Here is a 13,598-nt window from a genome sequence, read left to right as displayed (position 1 = left end):
GCCTGCCACTAATAAAGAAAAATGGGATAAGCAACTCACATAAAGTTCATTTTGTCAAGGATTGTTAAGAAGCGCTTACCCTGATTGACTTAGTGGTTCAAATAGTTTAGTATCCAAAGACCAAGGCTGACCTAGCGATGTCTTTTAGTTGCGGAACTTAAGCATCTCATAAAGTTGTTCCTCCTGCCAACCCGCTATCTAATTCGGACTCCTTGTACAGCAAGTCTTTGATAGGTTTTCTGCACCACTGAGGATATTTTTGACATCCTCACCGCCGTAAACGGACGGCGATTCCCAAACCTCACGATTTGAGTTTCTGCTTCTTTCCCGAAGGATTTTTCGCACCTGCCTTAACAGATTTACTCTGTTCTGGTCATCAGGTCGCTCTACAGACTGACACCGCAAGCCCTGCGGCCAAAATGTTTTTACTGGCGTTAATATCTCGGTCATGGTGTGTTCCACAGTCTGGACAATCCCATTCTCGAACATTTAACGGCATTTTTTCAGCAATATACCCGCAATTACTACATCTTTTAGAACTGGGAAACCATCTATCTATTTCGATGTAATTTCTGCCGTACCAACGGCATTTATAGGCTAATTGTCGAGTGATTTCTCCCCAGCTTACATCAGATATTGCCTGAGATAACTTGGGGTTTTTGACCATATTCTTAACGGCTAAATTCTCAACTACAATCGTTTGGTTTTCACGAACTAATTGAGTGGTTAGCTTATGTAAATGGTCTTTTCTGCTATCGGTGATTTGAGCGTGAATCTTGGCTACTTTGATTCTCGCTTTTTCCCGATTTTTTGACCCTTTCTGTTTTCTAGAAAGGCTTTTTTGGGCCTTTCGCAGTCTCCGATAATGTTTCTTAAAATGCTTGGGATTAGATACTTTATCGCCATCGCTGGTAATCACGAGGCTACTAATTCCTAAGTCAATTCCAATGGCTTTATCTGTTACTGGTAATGGCTTAATTGTTGGGTCATCAAATCTTATTGAGATATGCCAACGTCCAGAAGGATGTAATCTGACTGTTACTGTGCTTGGTTCACATCCGTCTGGTATTTGTCTTGACCATCGAATAGGTAAAGGTTCTGTGCATTTGGCTAAATAGATTTGTTTGTATTTAAATTTAAAAGCAGATTTGGTAAATTCGGCACTTCCTCCTTGATGTTTTTTCTTAAAGTTAGGATACTTAGTACGACCAGCAAAGAAATTAGTAAAAGCTGTTTGTAAATGTCTTAACCCTTGTTGTAAGGGTACACAGCTAACTTCGTTTAAAAACTCTAATTCTTCTTGTTTTTTCCACTCGGTCAACATTGAAGAAGTTTGAGCGTAGCCTACTCTTTCTTGCTTTTCGTACCATGCTTGTGTTCTGAGATGGAGAGCCTTATTGTAAACTAATCTTACACAGCCCAAAGTGCGCCGCAATAGCGACTCTTGTTCGGGTGTTGGGTAAAATCGGTAAGAATAGGCTTTTTCCATGTCTCACATTTTAGCATATATCGTGTAAATGCGCTAATATTTAACGGTAAAGCCGTCGTAAAACGGCGGGGTTTCAGACCCAAATTTTCGATGACAGCTTCAGAAATCGCACGATTAATTATACGCATTGAAGAAACCGTTAATCCAGATAGTGAATATTACGACAAGCTTGTCAAATGGTGGGAACAAGATAAGGAACTTTGGCATTACGGAATCGGCTTATCAAATACACACTTCTTTAACATAGGAACGATAGAAGCTAAGGAACTGCAAATACTAAAACGACATGATATTATCCAGAAATGTTGAATCTCGTAACAAAACTTTACATTTAAGAACATGACAACCCCAGAACGCCATTTTTCAGATTGAATAGACAATTTTCCTAAACCAGTGTACATAGCTGATATGTTGACACATAAAACTCTGTAAATAGCGCAATTTATCTAATAAGCTTTTGCCAAATACTTCTTCAATATCTATTAGCTGCAAAATTAAATAAGCGATGATACAGCTATAAATTTGTATCCGAATTCCTCTCTCGTTTTTTGTGATTAAACGGTCAAGCTTTAGGTGCATTTGTAAGAACTTCCAAAGAAGTTATATTTGCCATCTTTGTCGATACATTTCGGCAATTTCTCCCCCCGTACCCCCCCTTCTCCTTCTAAGGGTAAGTCCGTCGCTATCCGAAATTCACTTTGACTTTCTAGATCACAAAACTCAACGATTCTTACCTCTACTTCTCTTTTTTCTGCTCCTAGCTTGCTCTGACCATTTTCCAGCATTTCTAGCTTCATATCATTTTTTACCCTTAAAACAAAGTGCTTGTCTTTTTTCTCTAATAATTTTGCCGCAACTACCGAGGGATAAGATTATCGTGCAGACGAAAGTTTCTCCTAGTCAAGATGTGCGGGAATTTCGCCGTAAATTTGAGCAATCCCTGCAATTTTTACGGTTAGATTATGTGGATTTGTTGGGTATCCATGGCATCAACACGGCTGAAATTCTCGATTATACTATGGCCGAGGGCGGTTGTTGGCAAGAGGCGAAAAAATTACAGTAACAGGGAAAAGTTCGTTTTATCGGTTTCTCCACCCATGCACTAACTGATGTAATTGTCAAGACTATTGCAACAAATTGTTACGATTACCTCAATCTGCACTGGTACTATATTTTTCAGAATAACTGGCCGGCCATAGAAGCGGCAAAACAGCACGATATGGGGGTTTTTATCATTAGTCCCTCCGATAAGGGCGGCCATCTCTACAATCCTCCCCCTAAGCTCGTGGCTCTCTGTTCTCCTCTCAGTCCGATGGTTTTTAATGACCTATTCTGTCTCAGTCATCCGGCCGTCCATACCCTGAGTATCGGTGCAGCGCAACCCACAGATTTTGATGAACACCTGAAAACTTTACCTTTACTCGATCGAGCCGAGGAGATTTTACCGCCAATTATCGAGAGATTGCAAGGGGAGATGATCAACTGTTTAGGCGATAATTGGGTAAAAACTTGGTCTTTGGGTTTACCTAGCTGGGAAAATACCCCCAATCAGATTAATATTCGTTCTATCCTCTGGTTACGCAATCTCGCTATCGCCTACGATATGATCGACTTTGCCAAGGCCAGATACAATCTCTTGGGGAATGGGGGTCATTGGTTCCCCGGTCAACAGGCAAAAGAGGTGGAAAAACTCGATTTAACTGCCTGTTTAGCCGCTAGTCCCCACGCTGATAAAATTCCCTATCTTCTCGCCGAAACTCATCGATTATTGTCGGGAGAAATGGTACAACGCTTAAGCAGTAGTTAAAATTCGATGCCGGGTTGCGCTTTCACTCCCTGTTGACGAAAGGGATGTTTAATTAACTTCATTTCTGTGACTAAATCCGCTATCTCGATTAATTCGGGTAAAGCTCCTCTACCAGTGAGAATAACGTGACAATTAGCGGGTTTTCGGGCTAAACCAGCGATAACTTCCTGAATATCCAGATAACCGAATTTAAGGGCGATATTGATCTCATCGAGTAAAATTAATTTATATTGGGGATTTTCGAGAAAAGTTAGGGCTTTTTGCCACGCTTCTTGGGCTTTCTCTATATCTCTTTCTCTATCTTGGGTTTCCCAGGTGAAACCTTCCCCCATAGCATAAAACTCGATTTGTTCCCCCCAAACACTAAAAATCTTTTGTTCGGCAGGTTCCCAAGCACCTTTGATGAATTGTACCACCGCCACTTTGTAACCATGACCGAGGGAACGTAAAACCATGCCGAGGGCTGCCGTGGTTTTTCCCTTGCCATCGCCGGTATTAACGATAATTAAACCTTTTTCAGCGATTTTTTCGGCTAAACGTTCCTCTTGGATTGCCTTGCGGCGCTGCATTTTTTCTTTGTATTGTTCGGGAGTGAGTTGCATTCGGGTCTATCCAGTCAAATCAAGATAATTGTAACTCAAGGGGTTATCGAGTGCTGTTTGCAGATTTTAACCGGCTAAACTGTCTGGGGATTGATGCCTAATTCTCGTAATTTTGCCGCTAATCTTTCCTTGGCTTGTCGTTCTTGTTCTTTTTCTAAAAGAGCCTGTTCTTTTGCCTGTCGTTCCTGTTCCTTTTCTAAAAGAATCTGTTCCTTTGCTTGTCTTTGCTGTAATTCAGCTTCTTGGGGAGTGGGAACCAATTGACCATCGGCGGTAAAATAACGCAGTTTACGGTCAAATATGCCTAAATATAATCCTAACTGTTCACTCCATAGATAACCCCGGTCATTGGCAGAAATAGCTTGATATTGTCCCTCAATTAGTCTAAATCCTTGCAATTCTAAGCTATTAGGATAGAACCAAAAATAATTAGGAGTGCGAAAAGTATTTTGGTAGAGAATTTTCTTTTTATTGCGGTCAATATTGGCCGTAGAATCGGAAAGAATCTCGACGATTACATTGGGATATTTTCCCTGTTCTCCCCAAACCACCCAACTTTTGCGGGGACGTTTTTCTGTATCTAAAACCACAAAAAAATCAGGACCGCAGAAATCGCGCTTTTTCAGTTGTTCTTCGTTATAGTAGATAGTCAGATTACCGGAAGCGTAGTAATCGTTTTTCTCTTGCCATAATAATTCTAGACAATTGAGGAGAATTATGATCTGTTGCAGGTGTAAATCGGGAGCATCTCATTTATGCAAGTGAGTAATTATACTTGTCCCTAAAACTGGTTTCTAGCAAGGCTTTCAAAATAGCTTGACATAAAATCTGATTTAGGGGTTACAAAGGTGAGATGCTCCCGGAATCTGGTAATGTACCGCAAGTCCTTCGTCATCGCTGTGTCTATCTAAATGGTTGCCTTTTTTAACTTTTTTATTGATCTCATTAAGCATTTCTACTCATTGTAAAGGTGAGATACTCCCGGTTGATAGAACGCTATCATTTTGTTTTAAAAAGTGGTTGTGGACTGCGAAGGTTACATGATATCAGCCAGACTTGGAAACTATCTCATCAAATTAGTCCCCCCATAGAACCCCCTTGAGCCATCTTGCACACTTTTCTCTTTTTGTCAAATTTTATGTTAAGAAAGATGTGACTAATGGATAGCTTATTAAGGGGGGATCAAGGGGGGATATATCTTCAATTTAATTAGAACCAGTTACTTACTTGGCTAGAATTTAACCTTACTAGCCAACCAATTAGTAATTAATTTCGGGCTATTTTTTTTCACCCAATAGAGAGCATAAATTCTGAATATAGGCTTAGAAAAACGAGCGATAGCTTTCATAATAAAATTTAAGTAACGACGATGAAACTTTTTATTAATTAAATTTAACGAACCCACATCGTAAAGACAGTCGATGATAATTCTAAAAGTCGTTTCCTCTCTTTGGAATAAACTATCTATTAACAATAGCACTTCCTGAATCCGTTGCTGTTTAAGCTGTTCTTCTTCGGAAACAGCCGAGAGAATCTGCTGCTGCTTAGATAATTTACTATCCGATGGGGTTAACATGATATGGTCGCCGAAAAACTAATTTGTTTTGATTTTATCCCTATTTGCTGATTTAGCAAGGCAAAACTCCCCATCTATCGCCGTTTTTAGGATAACAGGAGTCATTAACTGATCACTGTTTACTGATCACTGATAATAACCCTTGACCGCCAAAACGAACAACATCTGTACAAAATAACCCCGTTTCCTCCTGCACGGTTTCTATAGCTTTAACTGCCGCCTCCGGATTAAGATGAAAAGTATTTAAACTAATCCCCTTTACCTTCACCTCTCCAAAACTTCCCCCAGCGCTGGCAGTCATTTCGTAGAGTTTAATCACTTCCGTTAGGGGAGGGATGGGAATATCGGGTAAATCTTTGATATGAATTTGTCCGGCACGATGGACGAGAATTAACCCCGTCGGTTGACTGCCACGCATTAAGGGCAAGGTAGCGGTGGATCCGGGGTGTAAAAGGGAACCTTGACCCTCAATAAACAAAATATCGTTATTTTCCGCCGATTCTAACACCAAAGCCTCGATCGCACCAGCAGCATAATCGACGCGCACTGCATCCAAGGGTACACCTTTTCCCGCGATCATAATTCCCCCCTGTCCAGTGGCTAAAAATTGCGATTTTAGCCCTTTTTCTGAGGCAACTCGGTGTAATTCGATGCTAGTGGACATTTTGCCCACACTCATATCCGTCCCTACCGTTAGAATACGCTGACAGGTTAAATTTTTCGCCCGCGCTTGCCCAATTTTTAAGCCTTGGGGTTCCAGACGGATATCCCAAATCCATTGATCCGGTTTAAGCTGAGAAAAAAGGGGTTTTAGGGGTGTATGGAGACCATTAACGAGGGATAACCCTGCTTTTACCGCCTCTTTGATTTCTTCTAGCCAATGGGGGGGTAAAATGCCTCCTGAGGGTGCGATACCAATTAACAGGGTGTCGGGATGATAGGTTAGAGCTTCCCTAACACTAGCAACAATCGGCAAGGGGCGATCGATTCCAGCCACTTCTTTTAAGGCGCTGCCGGCGCTTTCTGAGTCAATAATCGCCACTACCTGCGCTTTTCCGTAACGCAGATAACTTAACCCAGTTTTGCCGCGAGTTCCTTTGATTCCTTCGTGGAGAAGAATCGCTACTTTCTTGTCAGGAGTCAAATAATTAGCCATCTTTTGTCCGTAAACTAACACCCAAACCGGGTGAATTATTTGGTTGTAAACGTCCCTTTTCTAAGCTTAATCCCGTAAAGGGATCATCGCGTAAATTTAAATGACTATCTAGGTCAAGATAGTTGACAAGCGGGCCAAGATGTGCTAGGGCAGTATTGGCTAAACTGCTGTCAGAGTAACATCCGAACATAATTTGCAGTCGGCAAGCTTGGGCAATATGAATCATTCTCTGCACTTCGGCTAATCCGCCAGCTTTCATTAGTTTAATATTAATGCCGTGGACTCGATCGGCCAGTTTCGGGATATCTTGACTAGAAAAACAGCTTTCATCGACGAAGATAGGTAGGGGCGATTTTTGGTATAAATCAATTAAATCTCGTTCTTGTCCCACGGATAGGGGTTGTTCCACATAAATAACGCCTTTTTCCTCTAACCATTGGCACATTTTCACCGCATCCCTAAATGTCCAACCACCATTAGCATCGACAGTTAGGGGCAAATGGGGGACAATTTCTTTAATGGCCAGAATTATGGCTTGATCGGCTTCTATACCGTCTGGTGAGCCTAATTTGACTTTTAATAAGCTAAAATCGCCAATTTCTAGCCAATCTAACAGCCTTTTCTGCACATTTTCCGGAGAATTTAAACCGATAGTAACAGAAACCGGCGGAATTAAAGAGCGATCGAGTCCAAAAATTTGCCAAAGAGGTAAATTAGCTTTTTTGCCTAACCAGTCGTGCAGCGCCGTGTCAATAGCGGCACGAGTAGCCGAAGATATCTGATTTTGCCATAAAATTTTTTCAATTTCTTGGCGTTGACAGGGATGAAAAGATTGTAAAATAGGAGCGATCGAGTTTAATTCTTGCAGGATTTTAGCGGGTTTTTTCTCCTCGCTGGTAATATCAAAAGGGGACGCCTCTCCCCACCCTTCGATATTTTCCTGGCTAATTTTCAGCCAAATATTAGTATTTTCGCTGGTAGTGCCGCGACTAATCGTTAAAGGTACTCGTTTATGAATAGTAAAAGTTTGCCAGTTTAGCAGCATAATTCACCTGGGGATGATCGGGGAATAGGAACAGAAAAATTATCTACACTTACCCAAATCCTTGCTTCTGTCCACTCTCCCCGCAATCATACAACTTCTGGCGGTGTTTTTCGTCAAAGACAAAATATGATAGGCTAACCGAAGGTATAGGCAAGACGGCTGCGGGTTAGGAAATGGGATGAAATAGGAGTGAGTTAACCAAAATCAATGATTAAGAAAAAGATTTCTTACTGGGTAAATGGAGGTATTGCCCTCATTGATCGCTATCTGATCAGCCAACTACTACCCCCATTTTTATTTAGTGTTGGTTTATTTGCCTCTTTGGGAGTAGCGATCGGCAATCTTTCCGATTTAGCTAATCAGGTAGTTGATGCCAATCTCCCCCTCGCTTCGGCCCTAGAAATTCTCCTGTTAAAAGTGCCAGAATTTGTCACCTATTCCCTGCCAGTTTCTCTTTTACTAGCCACTTTAATCACCTACGGACGTTTAAGTAGTGATAGCGAAACCGTTGCCCTACAAAGCTGTGGAGTCACTCTTTACCGTCTTTTTATACCCACTTTTTGCCTGAGTTTAATAGTTACAGTAGTGACATTTTTATTAAACGAATATGTGGTTCCCAATGCTAATTATCGAGCCACAGAAATTTTAGTACAGAAAATTAATAAAGAGGCAAGCTTTTGGCGAAATAAAGACTTTTATTATCCCGATTATGAAATAAAAACCCTAGAAAATGGTACGATTAATCGCAATTTAAGAAGTTTATTTTATGCCGAACAATTTGACGGCGAAAAAATGAAAACCGTCACCGTTATCCGTTGGCTAAAACAAGAATTAAATCAAATTATTATCGCCGATTCGGCCCGTTGGAATGCCGTCGATAACGTCTGGGACTTTTTTAACGGCATTATCTATGAATTAACCCCCCCTAACGCCTCCTATAGTCAAGTTATCCCCTTTAAAGCCGAAAAAATCGCTTTATCTCGCTCCGCTTTCGATTTTGCTCGTCAAAGCCGCGATCCCTACGAGATGAACATACCACAGGCGATCGAATATGTGCAACTGCTCAAACTCAGTGGCGATGATAAGAGAGTCAGATTTTTTCAAGTGCGAATTCAGCAAAAAATCGCCTTTCCCTTTGTCTGCATCGTCTTTGCTACCATCGGCTGTGCCTTGGGTTCTCTACCGCAAAGAATCGGTCGGGGAACCAGTTTCGGTCTCAGCGTCGCTATTGTTTTTCTCTACTATCTTTTAAACTTCTTAGTGGGCAGCTTGGGACTAACCGCCACCCTTTCCCCCTTCCTGGCCGCCTGGCTGCCTAACTTTTTCGGTTTTGGGTTGGGTCTCTGGTTATTATGGCGACTTAACGGTTAGACTTTTTTAAAAATTTTCGTCAAGATAGGAGACGTAGAGTTATAGCAGGCCCCTTAGATCTATGTTTCCCTTCTTCTTTAACACTTGTGGCAGCACTTCCTGTGGCAGCACTTCCCGCCAAGAATATCAAGAGCGTAAATTAACATTCCTCAAATGGATGCGCGACGACCTCGAAACCCGTCTAGCGGGATTAAATGCCGCTATCGAAACTATCGAGCGTCAAATCAGTCGGGAAGGTCAATCTCCCTCTTAAAACCCTGAAAATAGGCGAGTTTTCCCCTCGCCTTCTCCCCGCAATTAGCGAAGAGAGATAACTTGACAGTTGTATTCGCCAAGAGAGATAATAGGAGTTTGTGTGAACTTTAGCTAGACTAAGATTACCTTGGCTAACGTTATTGTAATCGGCGCTCAGTGGGGCGACGAAGGAAAAGGAAAAATCACGGATCTGCTGAGTCGATCGGCGGATGTGGTGGTGCGTTCTCAAGGTGGCGTAAATGCGGGTCATACCGTCGTCGTCGATGATCAAACGTTCAAACTCCATCTAATTCCCTCCGGGATTCTCTACCCAGATACGGAATGTATAATCGGCTCGGGAACGGTCATAGATCCCTCGGTGTTACTCAAAGAGATGGCGCAATTACACGCCCTCAATGTTACTACCGACAATCTCTATATCTCGCAAACGGCTCATGTCACTATGCCCTATCATCGGCTGCTCGATCAAGCATCCGAGGAAAAACGGGGTAAATATAAAATCGGCACCACGGGAAGGGGTATTGGCCCCACCTATGCCGATAAATCCGAGCGCATCGGTATTCGAGTCATCGACTTGATGAATACCGAGAATCTGCGGCAAAAACTAGAATGGACGACCAATTATAAAAACGTCATTTTAGAAAAGTTATATAACTTACCGCCTTTAGATCCGAAGACGGTGATCGAGGAATATCTAGAATATGCCGAGAAACTGCGTCCCCATGTGGTCGATAGTTCCCTAAAAATCTACGAAGCAATCCGCAAGCGTAAGAATATTCTCTTTGAAGGGGCCCAAGGCACCCTACTTGACCTCGATCACGGAACCTATCCCTACGTTACCTCCTCCAATCCGATCGCTGGGGGTGCTTGTGTGGGTTCTGGTATCGGTCCGACGGTAATCGATCGAGTGATCGGTGTGGCCAAAGCTTACACCACTAGGGTGGGGGAAGGTCCATTTCCCACGGAATTAGAGGGGGAGATCGAGCAGTTATTGTGCGATCGGGGGGCGGAATTCGGAACTACCACCGGCCGTCGTCGTCGCTGTGGTTGGTTTGATGCGGTTATCGGTCGTTACGCAGTGCGAATCAATGGTTTAGACTGTCTAGCGATCACCAAGTTGGATGTTCTCGATACCCTAGAGGAAATCAAGGTCTGTGTGGCCTACGAATTGGACGGCAAAACCTGTCGCCATCTACCCAGTAGTGCCGGGGAATTCGCCCGTTGTCAACCGATTTACCGAACGATGCCGGGGTGGCAACAACCCACCAGTGATTGTCGCAGTCTGGAAGAGCTGCCTAAACAGGCCCTCGATTATCTAAAATTCCTAGGGGCGATTATGGAAGTACCGATCGCTATTATCTCCCTAGGAGCTAGTCGCGACCAAACTATTATCGTTGAAGACCCCATTCACGGACCAAAACGCGCTCTTTTGGACGAAAATGGCTCACCTTGGGATAATTACGAATTTTAAATCATTGCTAAAGAGGATTAGTCAACTATGCAAGTTAGCGTTGAATGTCAAAAAAGACCCGAAAATATTAACCCCAGGGCCCTACGTCGTCAGGGTTTGATCCCAGCGGTTCTCTACGGCCACAACGGCACGGAATCGGTTTCCCTCGTGGTGGGAGAAAAAGCGGCCTTAACCCTACTGAAAAAGGCTTCGGTAAATAATACCCTGGTGGATGTGAATGTTCCCGAAATGCCCTGGACGGGAAAGGCTTTGATCCAAGAGGTGCAATCTCATCCCTGGAAAAGAAATCTCTATCATCTCAGTTTCTTCTCGGTGTCTGCCCACGGTAAGCTCGATATCGTTGTTCCCATTAAAGCCATAGGAGAAGCGATCGGAACCAAACAGGGCGGTTTAATCGAACAGTTCGTTAACGAAGTTAATGTCTCCTGTATTGCCGATAATATCCCGGAAGTGATCGAATTTGATGTGTCGGGGATCGGTGTGGGGCAATCCCTGCTCGTGGGTGATTTAAAAATGCCGGAAGGGGTGACTTTAAAAGATGATCCCCATACCACCGTTTTTGCCATTGTTGCCGCTAAACGGTAAATTCAGTGATCAGTCGTCGGGTGATAGGGTTATAGGGAAGTGGGGTGATGAGACAGCTTCCCCATCTCCCCACTTTCAAGGCAGGAGGCAGGAGGCAAGAGTTTCAGGCTTTGTTGCCTTCCTTTTTTGTATCAGGTTTTGTACTAGAAGAAGGATAATGCAAGGTTGTTGAAGGTCTCAATCCTATTTTCGCAGCATGAACATCGGATTTTAACAGGTCAAAAGCCTTATTTTAAAAGGGTTTTAGCATTATTCAGCCAGCCATAACTACTACTGCATACTTTGTGCTTTTTGTCAAAAAAACTTTTTCTTTGCAATAAAACTACACAAAAAAAAGATCATCGTTGTGGGTGAAATTGACCGATTTACCCGTCTTAATTAGGGTCACCCTGTAGGTTTATCAAGGGTTTCAACCATTGCTGTCCAAAAAAGCACAAAATAACCCACTATGAAATTCTATCAAATCGCTGTAACCATTACAACATCGTTGTTAAATAAAAATCTTTCTCAATTAATTCTTAAGAATTTGTAAATATTGCGAAATGTTAATTTAAATATTCTCAATTTTTTGGAGTCAATAAATAATTTTTGCTTATCTTTGGCCAACATTGGGTTAGAAGTCAGTCCTGATGCCAAAGTTGGCACCGCCAAACATGAAAATATTCTGATTGACGAATTTGCGTTATTTCAGCTTCTATTTTCAAGTCAGTGCCTCTCCTGATATGTAGCCTATACTCAACGGATTTAGTATTGTAAAGTTTTGTAAAAAATATATGCAAATGACTGCAAACAACTGCTAATATAGTTAGTACAAGTTTACATTGCAGTTCACATGAAACTATCAGATTATGCTAAGAAAAAAGCGATCACTGTCTTTGTAAAATGAGGAGTGACCGCCAACCTTTAAAATATATGTTGAGCTTAATAGAAAAACTGAAACAAGTCAAGGACTTTCGGAAAGATAAAGGAAAAAGACACCCTTTATGGATAGTATTAGTAGTAATAATACTGGGAACAATGCTAGGATACTCAGGTTATAGAGAGCTAGGAGAGTTTGCTAAAAATAACTTGCCCTGAGCCAAGTCGAAGGGTCGGCACAGGCTCAGTCAAGAATTTAACATAATTCCAGAAAGAGTCCCATCCTATTCAACAATTAGAAGGGTAATGATGGGAATTGAATGGCAGAGTTTGTTAAGAGTAATTAATGAATGTGCATTACAAGAATATGGACAAAGAGCCGATATAAATTGGCTAGGCATAGATGGAAAAAGTCTCAGAAATACCCTAGAGAATCCTAACAATGCTCACCAAAAATTTACGATATTTGTCTCATTGTTTAGTCAAGAAAGTGGCTTGGTATTACACTTAAAAAGAATCGAAAATAAAAAAGGGTCTGCAATCGAGGAAGGTCAAGCTATAATCGAGGATTGCTCTCTCCCAAATAAAGTATTTACTGGCGATGCTTTACACTGTCAGAAAAAAACAATCAGCTTAATAATCAAGAGTAAAAATGATTATGTTATCACGGTTAAAGGAAATCAGAAAAATCTTGATCAGCGAATTCAAGACCTGAGTAGTTCCTCAAAGCCAGCCAATTTTTTTCTTGAGCAAGATAATAGTTATGGACGAAAAATATCAAGAAAAATAGAAGTTTTTAAAGTGAGGAAAAATGAAAGACAAGGGTTTGAAAATCTGCGCCGAATTTTCAAGTAGAAAGAAGGGGTAGTCGCGGGGATAAAACTTATGAAGAAACAGCTTACTATATCAGTAGCCTAACCGCATCCGCCCAAGTATTTGCTGAAATTATTCGAGGACATTGGAAAATAGAAAATCAGTTACATTGGGTAAAAGATGTAATTTTTGAGGAAGATAAAAGCGAGATAAGTGATTTTCAAGCAGCAAGCAATTGGTCAATTCTCACAACTATAGGATTGAATCTTTTCAGAGGTTTGGGTTTTCTCTCAATAACGGAGGGACAGAGGTGGTTAGCTGAACGTTGGAAAAAACTGATAGTTTTATCGACGTAAGAAGCAGAAAAATTAGCTAAATTAACAGGATGTACTCTCAGGTAATTTCACGAGAGATAGGCTTTTAGTGGCTTGATAACCTTTATCAATCTATTTGTAATAAATATTGGCAGAAGATTAAAGATTAATTATTGTGACTAACTCTTTTGGTTAGAGAAAGATAAACTTGAGAGTCTTCAGTCAAATTTATTGACTCAAAATCAGCTGTACTTAA

General features: G+C 41.6%; 12 protein-coding genes and 3 pseudogenes. 8 read left to right on the top strand and 7 right to left on the bottom strand.

The genetic code is table 11. The features are described from left to right. Positions 1-301 precede the first annotated feature (301 nt). A pseudogene (locus tag myaer_RS03560) lies at positions 302-1,489 on the bottom strand (RNA-guided endonuclease InsQ/TnpB family protein). A 90-nt stretch (positions 1,490-1,579) separates the two neighbouring features. Here myaer_RS03560 and myaer_RS21285 point away from each other — a divergent pair. Continuing rightward, positions 1,580-1,798 carry a hypothetical protein gene (locus tag myaer_RS21285; RefSeq protein WP_046660978.1) on the top strand — a complete coding sequence of 73 codons (219 nt, stop codon included), beginning with the start codon at positions 1,580-1,582 and terminating at the stop codon, positions 1,796-1,798. Positions 1,799-2,058: 260 nt separating this feature from the next. Here the strand turns inward: myaer_RS21285 and myaer_RS21505 are convergent, their stop codons facing one another. Continuing rightward, the gene (locus tag myaer_RS21505; RefSeq protein WP_201262026.1) at positions 2,059-2,286 is read right to left on the bottom strand and encodes a hypothetical protein; all 228 of its coding nucleotides are present in this window, start codon (positions 2,284-2,286) and stop codon (positions 2,059-2,061) included. Between the two features lie 47 nt (positions 2,287-2,333). Between myaer_RS21505 and myaer_RS03540 the strand changes: the two are divergent. Next, positions 2,334-3,296 (top strand): annotated as a pseudogene (locus tag myaer_RS03540) (aldo/keto reductase); the annotation flags it as partial. Here the strand turns inward: myaer_RS03540 and cobO are convergent. The 5 genes from cobO to myaer_RS03515 all read right to left on the bottom strand — a co-directional run bounded on the left by cobO (position 3,293) and on the right by myaer_RS03515 (position 7,675). Continuing rightward, positions 3,293-3,898, bottom strand: coding sequence for a cob(I)yrinic acid a,c-diamide adenosyltransferase (gene cobO / locus myaer_RS03535; protein ID WP_002767649.1), 606 nt, complete (start codon positions 3,896-3,898; stop codon positions 3,293-3,295). The pseudogene myaer_RS03540 and the gene cobO sit on opposite strands and share 4 nt — an antisense overlap. A gap of 74 nt (positions 3,899-3,972) precedes the next feature. Further along, complete coding sequence (locus myaer_RS03530) at positions 3,973-4,629, bottom strand: Uma2 family endonuclease (RefSeq protein ID WP_046660977.1); 657 nt, start codon at positions 4,627-4,629, stop codon at positions 3,973-3,975. 500 nt (positions 4,630-5,129) lie between these two features. After that, on the bottom strand, positions 5,130-5,474 hold the full coding sequence (locus myaer_RS03525) for a hypothetical protein (protein WP_002781516.1): 345 nt from the start codon (positions 5,472-5,474) through the stop codon (positions 5,130-5,132). 112 nt (positions 5,475-5,586) lie between these two features. After that, positions 5,587-6,630: a DUF1611 domain-containing protein gene (locus myaer_RS03520; RefSeq protein WP_046660976.1), complete on the bottom strand. Its 1,044-nt coding sequence runs from the start codon at positions 6,628-6,630 to the stop codon at positions 5,587-5,589. Beyond that, positions 6,623-7,675: a dipeptide epimerase gene (locus myaer_RS03515; RefSeq protein WP_046660975.1), complete on the bottom strand. Its 1,053-nt coding sequence runs from the start codon at positions 7,673-7,675 to the stop codon at positions 6,623-6,625. The genes myaer_RS03520 and myaer_RS03515 overlap by 8 nt, the downstream gene beginning before the upstream one ends. Before the next feature lie 207 nt (positions 7,676-7,882). On the opposite strand from myaer_RS03515, the gene myaer_RS03510 reads away from it, so the two are divergent. From myaer_RS03510 to myaer_RS03485, 6 genes and pseudogenes are all read left to right on the top strand, one after another. Next, a complete protein-coding gene (locus myaer_RS03510) occupies positions 7,883-9,046 on the top strand; it encodes an LptF/LptG family permease (RefSeq protein ID WP_046660974.1) in 1,164 nt (387 codons plus the stop codon). 61 nt (positions 9,047-9,107) lie between these two features. Then, the gene (locus myaer_RS03505) at positions 9,108-9,299 is read left to right on the top strand and encodes a hypothetical protein (protein ID WP_046660973.1); all 192 of its coding nucleotides are present in this window, start codon (positions 9,108-9,110) and stop codon (positions 9,297-9,299) included. 129 nt (positions 9,300-9,428) lie between these two features. Continuing rightward, the gene (locus tag myaer_RS03500; RefSeq protein WP_046660972.1) at positions 9,429-10,772 is read left to right on the top strand and encodes an adenylosuccinate synthase; all 1,344 of its coding nucleotides are present in this window, start codon (positions 9,429-9,431) and stop codon (positions 10,770-10,772) included. Between the two features lie 27 nt (positions 10,773-10,799). Beyond that, the gene (locus myaer_RS03495) at positions 10,800-11,357 is read left to right on the top strand and encodes a 50S ribosomal protein L25/general stress protein Ctc (protein WP_002781534.1); all 558 of its coding nucleotides are present in this window, start codon (positions 10,800-10,802) and stop codon (positions 11,355-11,357) included. Positions 11,358-11,892: 535 nt separating this feature from the next. Next, positions 11,893-12,078 carry a hypothetical protein gene (locus myaer_RS22630; protein ID WP_071846410.1) on the top strand — a complete coding sequence of 62 codons (186 nt, stop codon included), beginning with the start codon at positions 11,893-11,895 and terminating at the stop codon, positions 12,076-12,078. A 191-nt stretch (positions 12,079-12,269) separates the two neighbouring features. Further along, a pseudogene (locus myaer_RS03485) lies at positions 12,270-13,384 on the top strand (ISAs1 family transposase). Positions 13,385-13,598 lie beyond the last annotated feature (214 nt).

The organism is Microcystis aeruginosa NIES-2549 (assembly GCF_000981785.2).
Taxonomy (GTDB): domain Bacteria; phylum Cyanobacteriota; class Cyanobacteriia; order Cyanobacteriales; family Microcystaceae; genus Microcystis; species Microcystis aeruginosa_C.
Note: the sequence above shows the minus strand (reverse complement) of the source record. Positions and strands in the feature narration are given on the sequence as shown.

Coding starts and splice junctions, on each gene's coding strand:
- cobO (WP_002767649.1), bottom strand. CDS start 3,898: ATGCAACTCACTCCCGAACAATACAAAGAAAAAATGCAGCGCCGCAAG.
- myaer_RS03510 (WP_046660974.1), top strand. CDS start 7,883: ATGATTAAGAAAAAGATTTCTTACTGGGTAAATGGAGGTATTGCCCTC.
- myaer_RS03520 (WP_046660976.1), bottom strand. CDS start 6,630: ATGGCTAATTATTTGACTCCTGACAAGAAAGTAGCGATTCTTCTCCAC.
- myaer_RS03505 (WP_046660973.1), top strand. CDS start 9,108: ATGTTTCCCTTCTTCTTTAACACTTGTGGCAGCACTTCCTGTGGCAGC.
- myaer_RS03515 (WP_046660975.1), bottom strand. CDS start 7,675: ATGCTGCTAAACTGGCAAACTTTTACTATTCATAAACGAGTACCTTTA.
- myaer_RS21505 (WP_201262026.1), bottom strand. CDS start 2,286: ATGAAGCTAGAAATGCTGGAAAATGGTCAGAGCAAGCTAGGAGCAGAA.
- myaer_RS03495 (WP_002781534.1), top strand. CDS start 10,800: ATGCAAGTTAGCGTTGAATGTCAAAAAAGACCCGAAAATATTAACCCC.
- myaer_RS21285 (WP_046660978.1), top strand. CDS start 1,580: ATGACAGCTTCAGAAATCGCACGATTAATTATACGCATTGAAGAAACC.
- myaer_RS03525 (WP_002781516.1), bottom strand. CDS start 5,474: ATGTTAACCCCATCGGATAGTAAATTATCTAAGCAGCAGCAGATTCTC.